Annotated in this window: 18 protein-coding genes; 10 read left to right on the top strand and 8 right to left on the bottom strand. The window is 54.0% G+C overall.

The window, feature by feature from the left end; translation table 11 throughout:
• The first annotated feature begins 252 nt into the window (after positions 1–252).
• Positions 253–1167, top strand: a complete 915-nt coding sequence (locus tag AUQ43_RS16180; RefSeq protein WP_062957385.1) for a 50S ribosomal protein L11 methyltransferase — start codon at positions 253–255, stop codon at positions 1165–1167.
• A gap of 99 nt (positions 1168–1266) precedes the next feature.
• Here the strand turns inward: AUQ43_RS16180 and AUQ43_RS16175 are convergent, their stop codons facing one another.
• The gene (locus AUQ43_RS16175; RefSeq protein ID WP_062957201.1) at positions 1267–2241 is read right to left on the bottom strand and encodes a class I SAM-dependent methyltransferase; all 975 of its coding nucleotides are present in this window, start codon (positions 2239–2241) and stop codon (positions 1267–1269) included.
• 324 nt (positions 2242–2565) lie between these two features.
• Here AUQ43_RS16175 and AUQ43_RS16170 point away from each other — a divergent pair, with 324 nt between their 5' ends.
• The 7 genes from AUQ43_RS16170 to AUQ43_RS16140 all read left to right on the top strand — a co-directional run bounded on the left by AUQ43_RS16170 (position 2566) and on the right by AUQ43_RS16140 (position 8148).
• On the top strand, positions 2566–3000 hold the full coding sequence (locus AUQ43_RS16170; RefSeq protein ID WP_084272145.1) for a YeeE/YedE family protein: 435 nt from the start codon (positions 2566–2568) through the stop codon (positions 2998–3000).
• Positions 3000–3425, top strand: coding sequence for a DUF6691 family protein (locus AUQ43_RS16165; RefSeq protein ID WP_062957199.1), 426 nt, complete (start codon positions 3000–3002; stop codon positions 3423–3425). The genes AUQ43_RS16170 and AUQ43_RS16165 overlap by 1 nt, the downstream gene beginning before the upstream one ends.
• 198 nt (positions 3426–3623) lie before the next feature.
• Positions 3624–4349, top strand: a complete 726-nt coding sequence (locus AUQ43_RS16160; protein WP_062957198.1) for a gamma-glutamyl-gamma-aminobutyrate hydrolase family protein — start codon at positions 3624–3626, stop codon at positions 4347–4349.
• Positions 4350–4587: 238 nt separating this feature from the next.
• A complete protein-coding gene (locus tag AUQ43_RS16155) occupies positions 4588–6258 on the top strand; it encodes an adenylate/guanylate cyclase domain-containing protein (RefSeq protein ID WP_062957197.1) in 1671 nt (556 codons plus the stop codon).
• Between the two features lie 192 nt (positions 6259–6450).
• Entirely contained in the window at positions 6451–6948 is a 498-nt protein-coding gene (locus AUQ43_RS16150) for an Hsp20 family protein (RefSeq protein WP_062957196.1), read from the top strand.
• Between the two features lie 16 nt (positions 6949–6964).
• Positions 6965–7231: a DUF1150 family protein gene (locus AUQ43_RS16145; RefSeq protein ID WP_062957195.1), complete on the top strand. Its 267-nt coding sequence runs from the start codon at positions 6965–6967 to the stop codon at positions 7229–7231.
• Between the two features lie 80 nt (positions 7232–7311).
• The gene (locus AUQ43_RS16140; protein ID WP_147250443.1) at positions 7312–8148 is read left to right on the top strand and encodes an alpha/beta fold hydrolase; all 837 of its coding nucleotides are present in this window, start codon (positions 7312–7314) and stop codon (positions 8146–8148) included.
• Between the two features lie 22 nt (positions 8149–8170).
• Here the strand turns inward: AUQ43_RS16140 and AUQ43_RS16135 are convergent, their stop codons facing one another.
• The 7 genes from AUQ43_RS16135 to cobA all read right to left on the bottom strand — a co-directional run bounded on the left by AUQ43_RS16135 (position 8171) and on the right by cobA (position 15864).
• On the bottom strand, positions 8171–8923 hold the full coding sequence (locus AUQ43_RS16135) for an MBL fold metallo-hydrolase (RefSeq protein WP_062957193.1): 753 nt from the start codon (positions 8921–8923) through the stop codon (positions 8171–8173).
• Between the two features lie 209 nt (positions 8924–9132).
• A complete protein-coding gene (locus AUQ43_RS16130; protein ID WP_062957192.1) occupies positions 9133–10623 on the bottom strand; it encodes a PAS domain-containing methyl-accepting chemotaxis protein in 1491 nt (496 codons plus the stop codon).
• A 704-nt stretch (positions 10624–11327) separates the two neighbouring features.
• A complete protein-coding gene (locus AUQ43_RS16125) occupies positions 11328–11792 on the bottom strand; it encodes a YcgN family cysteine cluster protein (RefSeq protein WP_062957191.1) in 465 nt (154 codons plus the stop codon).
• 102 nt (positions 11793–11894) lie between these two features.
• Positions 11895–13220 (bottom strand): cobyrinate a,c-diamide synthase, encoded by a 1326-nt coding sequence (locus AUQ43_RS16120; RefSeq protein WP_062957190.1) that lies wholly within the window; start codon positions 13218–13220, stop codon positions 11895–11897.
• 104 nt (positions 13221–13324) lie between these two features.
• Complete coding sequence (locus tag AUQ43_RS16115; RefSeq protein ID WP_062957189.1) at positions 13325–13939, bottom strand: SCO family protein; 615 nt, start codon at positions 13937–13939, stop codon at positions 13325–13327.
• 180 nt (positions 13940–14119) lie between these two features.
• Entirely contained in the window at positions 14120–14896 is a 777-nt protein-coding gene (locus tag AUQ43_RS16110; RefSeq protein ID WP_062957384.1) for a sulfite exporter TauE/SafE family protein, read from the bottom strand.
• A 104-nt stretch (positions 14897–15000) separates the two neighbouring features.
• Entirely contained in the window at positions 15001–15864 is an 864-nt protein-coding gene (gene cobA, locus AUQ43_RS16105; RefSeq protein ID WP_062957188.1) for a uroporphyrinogen-III C-methyltransferase, read from the bottom strand.
• Positions 15865–16086: 222 nt separating this feature from the next.
• Here cobA and AUQ43_RS16100 point away from each other — a divergent pair, with 222 nt between their 5' ends.
• A complete protein-coding gene (locus AUQ43_RS16100) occupies positions 16087–17205 on the top strand; it encodes a cobalt-precorrin-5B (C(1))-methyltransferase (RefSeq protein WP_062957187.1) in 1119 nt (372 codons plus the stop codon).
• Positions 17206–17297: 92 nt separating this feature from the next.
• Positions 17298–18083, top strand: a complete 786-nt coding sequence (locus tag AUQ43_RS16095) for a cobalt-precorrin-6A reductase (protein WP_062957186.1) — start codon at positions 17298–17300, stop codon at positions 18081–18083.
• Positions 18084–18345: the final 262 nt, after the last annotated feature.

Here is an 18345-nt window from a genome sequence, read left to right as displayed (position 1 = left end):
TGCCCAGACCGGCAACCGTCGCCGGCAATCTTCCCGTCCATGATGCCAAAATGGCATCCCGTCGCTTTGAAGTGGGCGCGACGGTCATAAAATAAAGAACTGCGCATCGGCACAGGGGTGTCGATCACGGCTGCCGTCACAGGGGCCGGTCACACCAAAGCATCTGGCTGCCTTGTCGCCAAATGTCTTGGTGGTTTTGACATGACCGACTGCGTCCTGCGACCAGATGATGCGCAAAAAACAGGAAGTATTATGTTAGAGACCGCCGAAGAGAGCAGTGAGACACCCAGTCGATACGAAAGCGATCCCGAAACACCCGACTTCGCCTTTGATCCCGAAGATCCATGGACACAAACCTTTCAGGAAGGCCTTTCGCGTGCCGACCTTAAAGGCAAAACCGTTTACGAGGTCGGGGTCGGCACAGGCATCAACGTTGCCTTTATCTTGCGAAATTGCGGCGTCAAACGCGTTTATGGCAGTGACCTTGATCCCCGCCTTGTCGTTCTGGCAGAACGCAATATCAAAAGCCTTTCCCCGGAACATGCCAGACATTTCGAACCGGTCCACGGCAGTGTCAGCCTTGTCGATACGGACGAAGCGCGCGAAAAAGTCGGCAAAACCGATGTGGTGATTGCCTGTATTCCGCAGGTGGGCGAACCCAGTGACGAACGCCTGACCGCCTTTCGCGAGGCGCAATCGATTGAACTGGCCGAAGGGGCTGGCGACGAGGCCGAAGACCATATTGCGCATTATTATCCCTGGAGCCTGTTTGACGACTATCCCTACAACTCGGTGGGCCTTGGCCTGAACGAGGCATTGATGCGTCGTATTCGCGAACATGCGCCCAAGGCCGAACTGGTGATGAATTTCGGTTGTCGCATCGGGACCGAGATTATTTGCGAATGCTTTGAAGCCAATGGCTACAAGCCAGAAAAGATCGCGTCAAAAATCGTGCTGCAACATGCAGGGACGGATATTTCGTTCTTTGTCATGCTTGAAAAGGCGCTGAGCGGGACCGGACTTGAAAAGCAACTGGTCTGCAAATTCTATGGCGACCCGGAAGGCAAACAACCGCTTTCGGCCACCAAGGCACAGGAATTGATCAACAAGGACCCGAATGTCCCGCTTTATCACGAAGTGGCGGTTATTCGCGGCGTGCCTGTCTAGGGCCATCATCCGGATCAGATACAACAACACCCCGTCACTAGTGGTGACGGGGTGTTTTGTGTATGGACAGTCTAAACGGCAATTTAATGCAGAGTCCGGTTAATGCAGAGTCTGGCCCGCTGCCTGATCAGGATCCACCGGCATGATCAGATCACCGGCCATATGCACCAAGACATCACTGGCACGTGCGACAAGAATGCGGCCTTCGACCGGGTTTCCCTTTTCCTGTCGCAAGACCCCCATCGCATCCGAGACCAGATCAAACCCGCATTCGGTCAACCATTCACCGATGGCGCGCCCGTGATGGCGGAACCGCTGGCCGGGACCAAGATCAAACGGGAAGACATCCCCTTCTTCGAGACTGAAGACAATCAACCCACCGGGTTTCATCCGCGCATGTGCAGCTCTGAGCGCCGGGGCAAGGTCCCCAAGGTAATTCAGAACATCTGCAGCAATCACCAGACTGTAATCCCCGCCAATTTCCGACGGAATGTCGGTGATGTCACCAGCGATCAAGGTGCGATAAAGCCCCTTGGCGCGCGCACGGTTGATCATGCGTGGCGACAGATCAATGCCGTCAATCGCATCGACATACCCTGCAAGGACCTCCGCCACGAGGCCGGTACCACAGCCAAGATCAAGCGCTTCGAGCGGGCGCGGCATATTGGGCAAGTGAGCACGGATGGCCTCAAACAACAATTCCGGTCCGCGATAGGCCAGACGGTCACGCAGGCTGATTTCAAAGCGCGGCGCATAATCATCGAACAACGCGCGGACGTAATCCGGCGGCAATCGATCACGCAGGGCAGTGGCACCCAGCAATGTCAGGCGCACTTCCGCACCCATGCGATCCGCAGGATCAAGCATCAGATACTGGCGAAAGGCCTCTATGGCGTTTTCGTGTTCACCCGCACGTTCATACATGTCGCCCAAGCTGAAATGGGCTTCGTCCCATTCGCTGTCGGCTGCCAATGCAGCACGCGCAACATCAATCGCAGCGATGTAGTCGCCCTGCGATACCAGCGCCAGCGCGACATCAAGCCGCCGACTGGCCGACATACGATCCTTGCTCATCTATGTTCAGAAGTCCGAAAGAGGGTGTCGGCCACCAAGCCGAAACCACTGCCAAAGATAGTGCTGTATCTTCCTATTTTGGAACTTTGGCAAGATAGATAAAATACAATAAAATCAGATGCTTAATTTGGGTCGTGCTTTTGCACCCCACCATAATCGGTTTGAGGTCATCCAACGGATGGAGATTTCGCCTTTTAGTCGTTCTAAATCATGGCTGTATGGCTACGCTTCCCTGGGTCGCTGAGAAAATTATTCTCATGACCGTTGATAAAATCAATTGATTATCATACATTAATATAAATTCTGATTTCGATGGATGAAACGATGGAAAACTTCACGCCGATTTCCGCCCTGATTGGCGGTGGACTTATTGGATTGGCGTCCGGCCTTTATCTTTTGCTTAATGGTCGGATTGCCGGAATCAGTGGCATCCTTGGCGGTCTGTTAACACCGACCAAAGCAGGTGCAGCTGTTTTTGAACGTCTTGCCTTTGTAATTGGCCTGATTGCCGGTCCGTTCATTTTGATGAACGCGACCGAGATTGAAGCCCAGAGTGTGGTGACCAGTTCGCTGCCGGTGATTGTTGTTGCCGGTCTTCTTGTTGGACTGGGCACCACGATCGGCAGCGGCTGCACCAGTGGTCACGGTATTTGCGGGCTTTCGCGCTTTTCGCTGCGATCGCTGGTCGCAACCCTGTCCTTCATGATCGCTGGATTTGTCACGGTTCTGGTGACCCGACATCTGATGGGGGGCATGTGATGCGTACGATTGTTTCCCTGATTTGTGGCACCATTTTTGGCTTTGGCCTTTATATTTCGGGCATGATCGACCCGCAGAAGGTGCTGGGTTTCCTTGATATTTGGGCGATTGCCGATGGTGGATGGGACCCGAGCCTTGCCTTTGTGATGGGCGGTGGTCTGGCGGTTGCCATTCCGATCTTCCAGTTTGCGAAAAACCGGACTGAGGCCGTTTGTGGCGGCGAGATGAACCTGCCGACCAATCGCGCCATTACCACAAAGCTGATTGGCGGTGGCGTTTTGTTTGGCATCGGCTGGGGTCTGGTGGGTTACTGCCCGGGCCCGGCATTGAGTGCACTGGCATTCGGACATACGGACACAATCATTTTTGTGGTCGCGATGATTGTTGGCATGGGCAGTGCCCGTGTTCTTGGCCTGAACAAATAAGCCTGAAAAAATCACCTGCGGCCAACCTGCCCCCCGGCCAAATGGTCGCAGGTTGTGCAACCGCCCGTGCATCCCGCCGGGCGGTTTCGCATTTCCCGTCATATTTTGCATAAAATCTCGCAGCACCGGGCTTGTCTTTGGCGTTAGAATCCCATAACTCAGCAACAGCGCCACATTGACGACCACAGAGGTTTTTGCATGAAGATCGGCATTCTTGAGACCGGATTCGCCCCGGAAGAACTTCGCGACGATTTTGCTTCCTACCCCGGCATGCTCGAAAAGCTGCTTGGCGACGTTGACCCTAGCTTGGAGTTCGAGACCTGGACTGTGCTGGAGAATGTTTTCCCTGCCTCAATCAGCGATGCGGATGGCTGGGTAATCATGGGCTCCAAACATGGGGTCTATGAAAACGCACCATGGATGATCCGCCTGCAGGAGTTCCTGCGTGAGGCGGTTGGCGCTGGTCAGCCGGTCTTTGGCATCTGTTTTGGTCATCAGATCTTGGCAACGGCACTTGGCGGCAAGGTCGTTAAATCTGACAAAGGCTGGGGCGTTGGTGCACATGAATATGCAGTGGACGCCAGCAACAGCGACTGGCTTTCTGATAGCCCGGCCACCATCCGTATCAATGCCTTCCATCAGGATCAGGTGGTAGAGCCCCCGAAGGATGCGACTGTTTGGGCAAGCTCGGATTTCTGTCCCTTTGCCGGTTTGCAATATGGCGATAACGCCGCCTCGATCCAGCCCCACCCGGAATTCATGAAGCCTTATGAAACAGCCCTTTTGCAAGCACGTTATGACCTGATCCCTGACGACGTGCATGAGGCGGCAATGAAATCGCTTGAAACCCCGATCACAAGCACGGATTTTGCGCGCTCTATGGTCAAGTTCATGACCCAGAAGCGCATTCGATCTGCAGCCTAGGCCAAGATCATACCGGTTACGAACCACGCCAAATCAACGAAAGCCATCAGATGTCCTGATGGCTTTTTTCGTGCCTGAAGAGGCAAAACACTTTATCAACCAAAAGTATTGCATGATCCTGCCACAACAGGACGGCGCCAAAAGGACATGATCGACCACAGAATGTCGACGCCTGTTTGGACTGCGTGAGGTTGGACCGCGTGAGAGATGAGCAAGTGAAAAACGGGCACATGAAGCGATGATTCAGAATTTGCGGCTGTATTCCGGCCTGACCATGTTTGCCTATGTGCTGACCCATCTGTTGAACCATGCCGCAGGCATCGTTTCACCGGAACTGATGGAGACTGTCGGGGAATACACCACCGAGATCTGGCAGTTCCCGCCGCTTGAGATCCTTTTGCTGGCCGCTCTTGTCACGCATTTTTTGCTGGCAACGGCGCGGTTGACCAGCCGCCGTACTTTGCGCCTGCGCAAATCTGAGTGGGCCCAGATGATCTTAGGCCTGTGCATTCCATTCCTGCTGTTTCGTCACATCATCGCCACCCGGATCATTGATCTGGGCTTTGACGTCGCATCACCGTTCGAGCGCGTTCTGCTTGATCTGGCGGTCTTCATTCCGTTTCAGGGCATCTTGCAGGCGATCACGGTGATTGTCGTCTGGGCACATGGCTGTATCGGTATTCATTTCTGGCTTCGGGTCAAACCGTTCTATCCGAAATGGCGCAACACGCTTGGCACGCTTTCAATCCTGATCCCGACACTGGCACTTGCCGGTTATGGGGCAGCCGCGGCCGAGGTAATCCGCCGTGCGGAGGAAGGCGGACGCAAATATGTATTTGGCGTGCTTGATGCCGCCAATGTTAACCAGGCAGCCATCAACTTTTATGAAAATGCCATTCTGCCGTTCTCGATCATAAGCATCGCGCTTGCCCTTGCACCCTTTGGGGTCCGTCAGATCCGCCAGACCATTGATCGCGTCAGGCGTGGGCCGATGCTAAGCCTGCCCAATGGCCGGTTCGTCCGCGTCCCCCCCGGTGCCACAGCACTGGAAGCACTGCGCGACGCGGGTGTCCCGATGGCATCGGTTTGCGGTGGACATGGGCGCTGCACCACATGTCGTATTCATTGCGGATCGGGCACGGATCAACTGGCGGAACCCGGCCAGATCGAGGCAGCAGCACTCAAAAGCATTCAGGCCCCCAAGGGCATGCGCCTTGCCTGTCAGATCCGACCACAGAACGACCTGGCGGTTGCACCGCTTTTGCCGCCCAACGCCACCGCGCGCGATGGACGGCGTCCCGGCGGGCTTTCGGGCAGTGAAAGACAGGTTGTTTGCATCTTTATCGACTTGCGCGATTCGACCAAGCTCGGTGAAAGCAAGATGCCTTATGACGTGCTTTTCATCCTTAATCAGTTCTTTGCCGAGATGACCGAGGCACTGCGGGGCACGGGTGGCTATTATGCGCAGTTTACCGGTGATGGCCTGATGGCGCTTTACGGACATGAAAGCGAAGATACAGAACGCACCATCTTGCAGGCCTTTGAAGGGGCGGCTGAGATGCTGCGCCGGATTGAAGGATTGAACCTGCATCTGAAATCCGAACTTCCCCATCCTTTGCGCATCGGGATTGGCATCCATATGGGCAAGGCCATCGTCGGGGAAATGGGCCCGCCCGGCCGCGAGAATATCAGTGCAATCGGCGACACAATCAACACCACCGCGCGTCTGGAAGCCGAGACCAAGGGGCACGGGGTGCCATTGGTTATTTCCAAAACGCTGTTTGATCACGGGCCGATTCCCTTGCCGGAAAATGCGGTGAAACATGAAGTTGCGCTTCGCGGCAAGGACCAGTCGGTGGCCTATTATGCGCTTGAAGCCATGCCCGATCTCACACAGGCAGGCAAATAGGTCACATCCGGTCTGCGCAATGCAGGCAAGGCTTGACTATTGATGGGAAAACCACATTTATTTAGTCAGGGTCTGAACCCTAGATGAAACGTTCGATGCCGAATGCTTCGGGTCGAACAAACGGGTGCCCAAAACGCAAATTGCGCGGGATCCGAACATAACCACACTCGCTCTGACGGAGGAGGTGCTGCAATGTCGCGAATATCAATGTTTAACAGCCCATTGCTTTTGGGCTTTGACCAGATCGAACGCGTTCTTGATCAGGTATCAAAAACCAAAGCCGAGGGCTATCCACCCTATAACATCGAGCAGATCGGTGAGAACAAACTGCGCATTACCGTCGCAGTTGCCGGATTTGCCGAAGACGACCTGTCGGTAACCACCGAGGACAACCAGCTGATCATCCGGGGCAAACACACCGATGATGACAGTGAACGGGTCTATATCCATCGTGGCATTGCGTCACGCCAGTTCCAGCGGTCCTTCGTTCTTGCAGAAGGCATCGAAGTTGTTGGGGCGCATCTGGATAACGGTCTGTTGCATGTTGACCTTAACCGACCCATGCCGGAACCGGTCGTGCGTGAAATCGCGATTGGCTCGAACAAGAAAAAAGCTGTGCCTTCCAAAACCATCGACATGACAGTCGAGGAAGAGGACAGCAATGCCGATACCAAAAACGGCAAAGCCTAACCAAGGAGTGGTTTAAATGACAAATCGAACAGCCAACCACGATAGCAAAAGCGACCAGCGCATCGGCCAAGACACCGGCCTTTTGTCAAATGGTGATTTCGCGCTGTTGGGTATTCATGACTTTGCCTATGTGCGTCAGGTCCCCAATACCGAAGAAGACAGTGATGAAATGGTTTATGGCGTGTTTACCGCCGACGGGACCCACATCGCGTCATTCGAAAACCATGCCGTCGCGGATGCTGCCATCCGCCAGCATGATATGGAACCGCGCGCGGTTCACTAGGTCGTCTACAACGTTAAGATGCTTTTGAAGTACCCGCCCCGCCGGGTACTTTTTTCAGTTCATTCGGAGGTTTGACCAAGTTGACCGACACGTCGAACGAGAAAGCATCGAAAACACTGTCAGAGCTGCATAACTGGCGCCTGATTCGCAATGCTCGCGGGCACGCGGATGCCCCTTTGATGGTGCTGTCGCACGGGTTCGGGACCGATCATCGTAGTTGGCGACTGTTGTTGCCAGACCTTCTCAAACATTACGATATCGGGGTGTATGACCTCGCAGGGGCAGGCCCGAACAGCAGGGCAACATTCGAAGACGGAAGACATACATCCATTACCGCTTTTGCCGACGATCTGATAGCGATCCTTGATGAACAAGGCATTTCATCTACAAAAATACTGACACATTCCGTGAGCGGTATGGTTGCCTTGATCGCGGCCTCCAAACGCCCCGAGATATTTGATCATATTTCCATGATTGCGCCTTCACCGCGCTATCTCAATGAAGGTGACTATCACGGCGGTTTCTCCCAAGATGATCTCGATGGTCTTTTTGGCGCAATGGAAGCAGGTTACGAAGATTGGGCAAACGGGTTCGCCCCGGTGATTGTCGGCGACGAATTTCCCCTGTTCGTTCGTGAATTTGCGTCCGGCCTTCTGGCCATGCCAACCCAAACCGCACTTAAGATAGCACGGTTCATTTTTCAGTCTGACTTCCGCGATATCCTGCCAAAAATTACTATCCCAACCACAATCATTCAACCCGCCCGGGATCCCGCCGTACCGCTGGAAGTTGGTCATTACCTGAATGCTAAACTTGCCAACAGCACGTTACACATCATCGATTCATACGGCCACCTGCCACAACTGACAGCACCCTATGAGGTGCTTTATTGCCTGAAAGAAAGCATGCCCGAATAAATAAGGTGCTCTCCGATATGGCCTAGCGGATTTCGATGACTTCGCCGGGTGCGGCGATGCGGACCTGCTCGTTTCCACGCAGCAACTGGGCCATTTCCGCGCGGACATTGCGTTTGATGTGATAAAGCCAGAATCGCGCGCCGGGCATGTCCGATGCCAGTTTCAAAACCGTTTCCAGATCACAATGGGCTGCATGTTGCGGATCATGCTTGATCAGATAGGTTTCCTGAAACACGAGATCTGCACCCGTAAACAGGGCGGCGGTATCGGCCGTTACATTGCCATCCCCGGAATAGGCAAATCCCTTGTCGGCATAGCGCAGCAAAATCGAATGGTTCTGAACGCTGTGGTCTGACCGGGCAAAGCGACATTCAAACGGCCCGATCATGTCGGTGTCGGCAATTGAATGCCAGATGATGGTAAACGGCCAGGCTGACCCAAGCCCGGTAAAGCCGAGCTCCATCAGTTTTTCAAGATGAGTGCGCAATTGCGGGCTGCACAGAATACGCAATGGTTTGGATCGCCCGTCATCACGCCAGTTCAACATGATCGGTACCAGACCAAAAACATGATCAGGATGCATATGCGTAAAATAGATCGCATCAATCGCATCCGGATCGGGGAATTTCCCCATCAGTTGCCCGGCAACCGTGGCACCGCAATCGATCAACAAGCGAAAATCGCCCGCAGACACCACAACCGACGAATTTTCAAAGTTCGGGTCGAATGCCTCGCCGACACCCAGAACATCAATGCGCAGATGATCGCTGTTCATTGCCTTATTGCCCCGTATTTCCCCAGCACATGCGAACTATATCAGCTTGACCAACCATAAGCCGACATTCTTGTGATGTTGTCATCCACAACGCAAGTGGTTCCGGGCAAGCCGCAATGATCATCTTCGAACTGTCATAATCAACAAAAATGGGCAGAGCCAAATGGCCCTGCCCATAAAATGCATATTTTGGTTCGAGTCGCTTGTGATCAGCGTGCAAGCACTTCGGCAGCCTCGCGGGTACGCTGCACCGATGCTTCAACCGTTGAAGTCGTTTCACGAATCGCTTCAAGATTACTCGACATTCCCTCGACCGAATGTGCCATCTCACGCACACTCGCACTGACGTTTTCAGTTACGGCTGTTTGCTCTGTCACCGCCGAAGAAATACTGGTCACATCGTTTCGAACTGTTTCGACCGAACCGCGAATGGTTTCAAGTGCTCCGGCGACTTCCGCAGAAATATCCTGAATACCGGTAATTTCCTGCGTGATGTCTTCGGTTGCACGGGCGGCCTGATTGGCAAGGTTCTTGACCTCGTTGGCGACCACGGCAAAGCCCTTGCCCGCTTCACCTGCACGCGCACTTTCAATCGTCGCATTCAGCGCCAGCAAGTTGATCTGCCCGGCAATGTCACGGATGACTTCAACGATATTGCCCATTTGATCGACCACACCGGTCATGCGCTGGGTCATTTCATTGGCCGTGTTGGTCTGCTCATAAGCGCGTTCGGTTTCACCCTGCGACTGCGCCATGCTTTGCGAAATTTCCGCAATCGAGGCTGCCATTTGTTCGGCACTGGCGGCAACATTACGCGTCAGTTCCATGGCGTTGGTCGAGGCATCCACACTTTGTACCGCGCTTGATTTGAGGTCTGCGATGTTATCATTGATCTCGGCGAAGTTGCCATCAATCATCTTCTTCAGATCAATCAGAAGCTTGGTCTTCTCGGAAATGTCTGTGGCAAACTTGATCACCTTGATCGGATTCCCGACAGCATCAAGAACCGGATTGTAGGTGGCCTCGATCCAGACGTCCTTGCCATTTTTGCCGACACGCTGGAACTGACCAGCCTGGAATGTGCCCTGATTAAGCTTCTGCCAGAACGTCTTGTATTCTGATGTTTCACGCTGGTCTTTGGGCACGAACATGCTGTGATGCTTGCCCTTGATTTCATCCAGGCTATAACCCAGTACCGACAGGAAGTTCTCGTTGGCGGTTATGATCGTACCATCCAGATTGAACTCGATCACCGCCTGCGACGTATTGATGGCATCAAATACGCTTTGCAACAGCGCCCGTTCGTTCCGACGTTCGGTGATATCCGAGGCAAATTTCACAACCTTGGAAACCCTACCTTTTGAATCAAAGATCGGGTTATAGGTCGCCTCAAGCCAGATCAGCGAACCGTCCTGGCGCTTGCGCGGAAAGGCGCCGCTCAGAAACTCGCCCGCGGCCAGCTTCTTCCAGAAGTTTTTATATTCCCCGGAATTGACGATTTCTTCAGGCACGAATATCGAGTGATGTTTGCCCGCAATGTCATCTGACTTACAGCCCATCGCCGCTTCGAAGTTCTCGTTGGCTCGCAGAATATTTCCGTCGGCATCAAATTCGATGCGCGCCATAGAGCGACCCAGCGCAGCAGTGACTTGCTGTTCATTCCGCGCTTCCTTGTCGCCGCCAAAGATTCCAATACCCACTTTTATACCCTTTCATTGACGGATTAATCCCGCCTGTCCCCTTAACAGCGTTGCGGGGTTGATTTTCAATCACACGGTTAGGATTGATGTTTTGTGTTCGAGGCCTCGTTCTACGTCCCGAGCACCTGGAAAGATCACTGCCTGTCGTCACAGGAGCCACAACGGGCGAATTCTGAACGTCCTGACGGGTCCCTGACGCGGAGCACTTGATGCCTGCCACATTGGGTCACAGCAAAAAGAAAAGCACATGAAATCAACAAAAATGATCAATCACTCTATAATTGATCAAATGATCATATACTTTCGAGTAGTGCAAGATAAATTGAACTTCTGCTTGGAAAAAAACAATCCAGGATACTGTTTTCCGAGACTTCCAAAATGATTACTGTGGTTATTATTATTGTTTTTCAATTATTTATGGATTTTCTGCGTTCGTTATCCATTTTTAGTCGCTACGCACAGCTATCAATCGCAGACAAACCTATTTTTGCATAATTTTGACGAACTGTCCATTCGGATAGCAAGATAACACCATAACGGGTCATATCACAGCTCCAGAGCTTAACGGGTTTTTTGCAACCGCCAGTTCGGAGATTCTGTTTCTGAAAGGATACCGATCAAGGAATGATTTCTGAGCGAAATCATTCGCGGCTGATCAGCCGCTTATCACCTGAATTGCCCAATCTACGATTTGCAAAACGCTTTCAGGCCGGCCACTTCACGATATACCGGGTCAGGTCGGGATGGGCTTCGTCCTCGGGGATGGCCATGCCACGCACTGACATGCCAGCCATAATGGCCGAGTCTGGCACACCTGTCTTAAGCGGGTGCCAATCGGGCAGTGGTTTACCCTCTGCCATCAGGCGATAGGCGCAAGTCGACGGCATCCAGGACAGGGTTTCAACATTTTCCTTGGAAAGCTGCACGCAATCAGGGACATGTTGGGTGCGATTGGGATAGTCCTTGCAGCGGCATGTATGGCAATCAAGCAGACGACAAGCAACCGACGTGTAATAGACGAAATCATCTTCTTCATCCTGAAGCTTGTGCAGGCAACACTTGCCACAGCCATCACAGAGAGATTCCCATTCATCCTGGGTCATGTCGGCAAGCGTCTTGGTTTCCCAAAACGGCTCCGGCGGCAATAGGGCGCGGTCTTTGCTATCCATGATCTCTCTCATTCGCGGGCTATATCAGACATATCATATCTAGAGCAAGGACCCTAGCACACGGGCTGGCAACCGTTGAATTCAAGTCTTACGGTGATTTGATCAACTCTGTGCGATCATATGAAAGAAGGAACCAAAGACACGTCCTTCTGCCAGTCCGGCCGGACCAAGATCCAGACCATTGGCGGTTTTCATGCGGCAGAACGGCATGCCGTCCTCGGACACTGTGGTTGCGTAATGAAATTCATGGCCGCGCAACTTCATGCCCGCCGGGCCAAATGGGGTTGGCATGCCCAACTGTGCCTCGCGATAGCCAAGATGAAGCCTGCGGGTGGCAAAACTGGTTTCAAGCGGTAACAAACCAAGCATTTCATGACGCGTCCCGGTGGCATCAACAAGGCCTTTGCCAAGCGCCATATAACCCCCGCATTCCCCATAGATCAGAACACCACTTTTCGCCGCATCCCGCATTCCGGCCTTGAAGGCAGCAGCATTGGCAAGTGTTTCGCCATGTAGTTCGGGATAACCGCCAGGCAGATAGATCGCATCGCAGTCCGGGTTCGGCGTTTCGTTTGCGAGTGGCGAGAAAAAGGAAATCTCAGCCCCGGCCGCACGCCAGCCATCCAGAATATGCGGGTAGCTAAAGGCAAAGGCCGCGTCGCGTGCCACCGCGATATGTTGCCCCAACGGAGCAATCATCGGAACTTGCTTTGCGTATTTTTCAGACTGGTCATCTTTTTGATCGACCAAACCGATCAACGCATCCAGATCGACATCATCCGCAATGATATCAGCTGCGCGATCAAGAAAGGCATCCAGCTCGGGATGCTCCGCCGCCTGCACCAGCCCAAGATGACGTTCAGGCAGAATCAAATCTTCGCTGCGTCGCACCGCCCCCAGAATTGGCAGGTCAGGCAAATGCCTGGCGCAGGCATCAACGATCATTTGTTTATGACGTGCGCTACCGACTCGATTAAGGATGACACCCGCCACATTGATGTCATCGCGAAACTTGGCAAAGCCGGAAATCACTGCGGCAGCTGAGGCCGACTGACCCTTTACATCGACAACCAGAACAACCGGCCAGTTGGCAAGGGCCGCAAGATCGGCAGTTGATCCGTCCCCGTTGGCTGCACCGTCAAACAGGCCCATCACCCCTTCACACATCAGGAATGCTTTGTCTTTAACATGATCGCCGGCAAGACCTTTGATCTGGCCTGGCGTCATTGCCCATGGGTCTAGATTGACACAGGTGTCGCCACACGCCGCGGCCTGAAAAGCCGGATCAATATAATCCGGCCCGGTTTTGGCCGCTGCAATGGCGTGGCCCATGCGCGTTAAGGCACGCAAAAGAGCCAGCGTAATTACCGTCTTGCCACTGTTCGATGCGGGGGCCGCGATTACGATCCCCGGTATGGTGTCAGGCATTTAGGGTCAGGACCTATTGATTTGGTGTGAATGATTTACCGAGCCGAATTCATCGACCATGATCATGGCATTGCACGGCTTGGCAGCCAAACTCAATCACATAATCAGCCGTTCTTTTTGACGGCCTCGGTCACACCCTTTGCCATGTCTTCGGGGCTGGTGCCGTAATTGAAGTGGCGCACAAACTGCCCGTCACGGTCCATCAGATAGACAAAGGATGAATGGTCCATCAGATAGCTGTCGGTGTCTTCGGGTTCACCTTCCGGGATCGTTTTGGCGTAATAGACGCGAAAGGCCTTTGCCGCCGCCGTTGTCTGTTCCACCGTCCCGGTCAGGCCCACCATACGTTCATGGAAATACGGGACGTATTCGGCAATGGCTTCAACCGTGTCGCGTTCCGGATCAACGGTAAAGAAGACCGGCGTGATTTCATCTGCAATGTCTTGGGGCATCATATCAAGTGCTGTGCCCATGACCTGCAATTCGGTCGGGCAGACATCGGGGCAGAAGGTATAGCCAAAATAGGTCAGCATGTATTTGCCAGCAAAGTCATCCTGGGTGACGGTCTCGCCATCCTGATTGACCAGCTCGAACGGACCACCGATGGATGCCGAACCAGACGATTTGGTTTCCGTACCCATCATCATCAGGCGATAGGTCAACCCGATCCCAAGAACCAGGGCAATCGCCAGAATTGCCAGAAGCGTCTTTTTGCTCACGCGTCTACCCTCATGTCTTTGTCGGTTACGGACAACCGATCTTTGTGCGTCACAGTCTGATCGGGCACTATAAATATCCCATACATTCTTGCAAGCGCGGCCCCTGTGGGAAAGCTCACACTTGGTCACAATTCCCTGAAAACACCGGCCTTGGGCAGGCAACCGGATCATTCAGGTCACTTAAACAAACATGCTTGCGGCCAATGCAAACAGGACCAGACCATTAATGATCATAAGCCCCCGGCCAACCGGCACCATCAGGGTGCGAAATCGCTGAGCGGCATATTGCCCAACAAAGCCTGTGACAAACAGCATCGGCACTGTGCCAAGACCAAAGACCAGCATCACCACCCCGCCATTCAGCGCCGCCCCGGTGGCCGCCGCCATGACAAGCGCGCCATAAACCAGACCGCAGGGGATAAAGCCCAGCATCACGCCCAGCAAATATCCCCGCCAGCCATATGGTGCGGCAAACAGTCCGCGCGCATGATTCCCCACCAGCTTGTTCCACCAGCGTGATTCACCAGTCGATGGCAACAAACCACCAAGATGGGGCATCAGCCCCAGAATGCCGAAAAGAAGGAAAAACAAACCGGCCGCCAGAAGCAAAACCGGCCCAAGCCACCAGATGCGTGTCAGGGCACTGATGCTGTCGGTAAAGTAACCGGCCAGCACCCCGAGCAGACAATAGGTCGACAAACGACCGAATTGATAGGGAAGCAAGGCCGCCCCGGTCAGGCGGCGGAACTCGCTCATTTTTTCGACCGGAAGCTGTTCCATCCGGCTCGTGACCTGACTGATCACGAACGGGCCGCACATGCCGACACAGTGAGTCGCACTGCCGACCATCCCGGCCACCAACGCGGTGAAAAGCACCCCGCCATCAGCGCGCACGATGTCGACGCATTGCGCCCAACCGCTTTCAAGGATGCGTATCAATACCTGCTGTTCGTCCATGATCCATCCGGCCAAAACAATTGCGCGCGATTGTACAATCACGCAGCTTACCAGCAACGATATATATCAATCTGTTGCGGCCATATATGGATCGTTTGAAGAACCTAGTCTTTCAACGGGTCGGCCGGTGTGGTGATAAGATCAAGCACCTGTTCGAACGGCACGTGGCGCACCGCACGCACGTCATCCTGTGGTGAAAGCCAGTTCAACCGGTCACGCAGTCCGACAACCTTGCCAAGAATGCAAACCGCAGGCGGTTCAACGCCTTGGCGTTCGACATCATCAGCCGCCTTTCCAAGCGTGGTGATCAGGATCCCCTGGCCCGGTGTGGTCGCCTGACTGATCACCGCAAGCGGTTCATCCGGTGCGCGGCCATTTGCTATCAGTTCCGATGAAATCCGACGCAGATGCTTCATTGCCATATACATGACAAGCACAGGCGCACCCTTGGCCAAGGCACCCCAGTTAATGTTATCGGGCACCTCGCCACTTGATCCGTGGCCGGTAACAAAGGTCACCGATGAATTGCAATCGCGATGGGTGGTCGGGATACCAGCATACGCCGCACCAGCAATGCCCGCCGTAATGCCCGGCACGACACGGAAGGGAACATTGTGATCGACAAGGGTCATGCCCTCTTCGCCGCCGCGGCCAAAGACGAACGGGTCCCCGCCCTTAAGACGCAGAACGCGCAACCCCTGTTTGGCCAGTTCGACCAGTTGCAGGGAAATATCGGTTTGCTTGGAAGACGGACGCCCGCCACGCTTGCCCGCATAGATACGTTCGGCGTCGCTGCGCAAAAGATTGAGAATGCGGTCATCGACCAGCGCATCATAAACAACGACATCGGCCTGCTGCATGGCGTTGACAGCGTGCAGTGTCAAAAGACCGGGATCCCCCGGACCCGCACCAACAAGCCACACCCAACCCGGTTCGAAAACCGGAAAATCAACACCAAGAGTCGTCATCACGCGCTACTTCTAATCAATGAAATGCAGTCATCTGTGCAGGACCACATTGAAAGGATATGTTAAACAGCAATCGAGTGCTACGCACAACATATTTGCGAGAATTTTTCGTATAACTTTTCAAATAACATAAATATATATGTTTAATTGAGTTTCCAGTGCGGATCTCCGCCGCATCGTCAATCACAGAATCACTGGCAGGACTGACAGGAAAATCATCTGATGACCAGAAAACCGGATGGACCGCTGCGCAAGGGATGGACAACGGGGGCCTGTGCCACCGCTGCAACCCGTGCTGCGTGGCAGGCATTGCTGTCCGGCGCGTTTCCTGATCCGGTTACCATCACCCTGCCGCGCGGGGAAACGCCGTCCTTTAAGCTGATCAAGGCGAAAAAGGGCGATGGCTGGGCGCAGGCGAGCGTGATCAAGGATGCCGGTGATGACCCGGATGTTACCCACGGGGCGGAAATCATATCGACCGTGCGCATCGCAAAGCCGGGAAGCGGCATTACATTCAATGCCGGCGAAGGGGTCGGCACCATCACAAAACCGGGCCTGCCATTGCCCCCGGGGCAAGCGGCAATCAATCCCAAACCCCGCGAGATGATGATCGGACAGATTACCGAGCTTTGTGATCAGTTTGACGCACAGCCTGATGTCGAAATCGAAATATCCATTCCCGGCGGTGCTGAAATTGCCAGGAAAACCTGGAATGGGCGTCTGGGGATTGTCGGCGGATTATCGGTTCTGGGCACCACAGGGATTGTCATCCCGTTCAGCTGTGCGGCGTGGATCCATTCCATCCATCGCGGCATTGATGTGGCGCGCGCCACCGCGCGTAACCATGTTGCCGGGGCAACCGGCAAGACGTCCGAGGCTGCCATTCGGGCATTTTACGGCCTGCCCGAAGACGCCATTCTTGATATGGGCGACTTTGTGGGCGGGATGCTGAAATATCTGCGCAAGAATCCTGTGCCCTTTGTCAGCATCGCGGGTGGCTTTGCCAAACTGGTCAAGCTTGCCCAGGGCCATCTGGATCTGCATTCAAGCCGATCACAGGTCGATTTCGACAGACTGGCCGACACGATTGCCGCATGTGGCGGGGATGAAACCCTTCAGGATCAATGTCGCAATGCCAATACCGCCAAACAGGTTCTGGAACTTTGTCAGGCGGCAAACGTTAAGATCGCAGACACCATTGCCCGTCAGGCCTGTGAATCCGCACGCGCAACGCTTGATGGTGCCTGTGCGGTGGAAATCGTTATCACTGATCGCAGCGGTACCATCATTGCCCGCCATGGTATGGGCGATTTTGAACAGTTCAGGCCAACCGGGTCGTAAGTGGCATCAAAGCCATCTGGCCGTTAGACTATCGCTTGTACTCAAAAACAGGTCCGCACGGACCCACAAAGCAACAAAAAGGTTTCTTGCCCATGTCCCTCTTGCGTCCTGCCAGCCGTCCGAAACACATCCTTATATTTGGCGGGACCGGAGACGCGAATCGCATTGCCGAAGACCTGATGCATGAATTTGGTCGCGATATTCGCCTGCAGCTTTCGCTTGCCGGACGCACCAGCGCACCCAGCCTGCCCGATGGGGTCCCGGTCCGGATTGGCGGTTTTGGCGGACCGGAAGGCATCATTTCCTATGTCAAAAACGAACAGATTGATCTGGTGATTGATGCCACCCATCCCTATGCCACCGAGATATCGCACAATATCGCCCAAGCCTGCCATGCGGTTGCCATGCCCTGTATTCAGTTCCACCGCCCGGCTTGGGAAAAGACCGAAAAGGACAACTGGATTTCGGTGAAATCGATTGAGGAAGCCGCCAGAATCCTGCCCGACGTCGGTACGCGTGCGCTGATTGCAAGCGGGGCGAAGAACCTGCATGCCTTTGAGGGGCTGGAAAAAACCTGGCTGCTTGTTCGGACCGTCGATGCACCGCGCGATCCGTTTGATCTGGAATATGGCGAATGGCTGTTTGCACGCGGCCCGTTCAGCGTTGAAGGCGAGACCGAGCTTCTTGAACGCTACGAGATCGATGTGATCGTCAGCAAAAACAGTGGTGGCGATGCGACCTTTGCCAAGATTGAGGCCGCCCGCAATCTGGGTATTCCCGTGATCATGATCGAACGTCCCGGCGGTGAACCGGTCATTCAGGCGCCATCACGCAGCGCGATAATCAAGCGCGTTCACGAGATTCTTGATCAAATCTGACACCCGGATCACACGCACGGACTATCGGCGATTCTCCCCGGCGAGGACAAAATGCCCATGGGTAGAATTATTCCGGAAAACAAACTCCCCCAGATAGCTACCCCCTGCCGACAAGAGCGGTAATTCTCAAACAATTCACGAAACTGTTCCATCCAAGACGATTAATCTTGCCAGTGCTTGGCGGCTTCTGAATAGTCTCCAGTGCGGGGCGGATAACGCGTTTCCGCGGCAATTACCATTGCGCGATGCGTTATCCGACATT

The organism is Thalassospira sp. MCCC 1A01148 (assembly GCF_001613795.1).
Taxonomy (GTDB): Bacteria; Pseudomonadota; Alphaproteobacteria; order Rhodospirillales; family Thalassospiraceae; genus Thalassospira.
The sequence above is the reverse complement of the archived record's forward strand: the minus strand, read 5'-3'. Positions and strand labels throughout refer to the sequence as shown.

What these genes read in the sequence shown, in the direction of transcription:
- AUQ43_RS16180 (WP_062957385.1), top strand. Translation starts at nt 253, where the DNA reads ATGTTAGAGACCGCCGAAGAGAGCAGTGAGACACCCAGTCGATACGAA.
- AUQ43_RS16175 (WP_062957201.1), bottom strand. Translation starts at nt 2,241, where the DNA reads ATGAGCAAGGATCGTATGTCGGCCAGTCGGCGGCTTGATGTCGCGCTG.
- AUQ43_RS16170 (WP_084272145.1), top strand. Translation starts at nt 2,566, where the DNA reads ATGGAAAACTTCACGCCGATTTCCGCCCTGATTGGCGGTGGACTTATT.
- AUQ43_RS16165 (WP_062957199.1), top strand. Translation starts at nt 3,000, where the DNA reads ATGCGTACGATTGTTTCCCTGATTTGTGGCACCATTTTTGGCTTTGGC.
- AUQ43_RS16160 (WP_062957198.1), top strand. Translation starts at nt 3,624, where the DNA reads ATGAAGATCGGCATTCTTGAGACCGGATTCGCCCCGGAAGAACTTCGC.
- AUQ43_RS16155 (WP_062957197.1), top strand. Translation starts at nt 4,588, where the DNA reads ATGATTCAGAATTTGCGGCTGTATTCCGGCCTGACCATGTTTGCCTAT.
- AUQ43_RS16150 (WP_062957196.1), top strand. Translation starts at nt 6,451, where the DNA reads ATGTCGCGAATATCAATGTTTAACAGCCCATTGCTTTTGGGCTTTGAC.
- AUQ43_RS16145 (WP_062957195.1), top strand. Translation starts at nt 6,965, where the DNA reads ATGACAAATCGAACAGCCAACCACGATAGCAAAAGCGACCAGCGCATC.
- AUQ43_RS16135 (WP_062957193.1), bottom strand. Translation starts at nt 8,923, where the DNA reads ATGAACAGCGATCATCTGCGCATTGATGTTCTGGGTGTCGGCGAGGCA.
- AUQ43_RS16125 (WP_062957191.1), bottom strand. Translation starts at nt 11,792, where the DNA reads ATGGATAGCAAAGACCGCGCCCTATTGCCGCCGGAGCCGTTTTGGGAA.
- AUQ43_RS16120 (WP_062957190.1), bottom strand. Translation starts at nt 13,220, where the DNA reads ATGCCTGACACCATACCGGGGATCGTAATCGCGGCCCCCGCATCGAAC.
- AUQ43_RS16110 (WP_062957384.1), bottom strand. Translation starts at nt 14,896, where the DNA reads ATGGACGAACAGCAGGTATTGATACGCATCCTTGAAAGCGGTTGGGCG.
- cobA (WP_062957188.1), bottom strand. Translation starts at nt 15,864, where the DNA reads ATGACGACTCTTGGTGTTGATTTTCCGGTTTTCGAACCGGGTTGGGTG.
- AUQ43_RS16100 (WP_062957187.1), top strand. Translation starts at nt 16,087, where the DNA reads ATGACCAGAAAACCGGATGGACCGCTGCGCAAGGGATGGACAACGGGG.
- AUQ43_RS16095 (WP_062957186.1), top strand. Translation starts at nt 17,298, where the DNA reads ATGTCCCTCTTGCGTCCTGCCAGCCGTCCGAAACACATCCTTATATTT.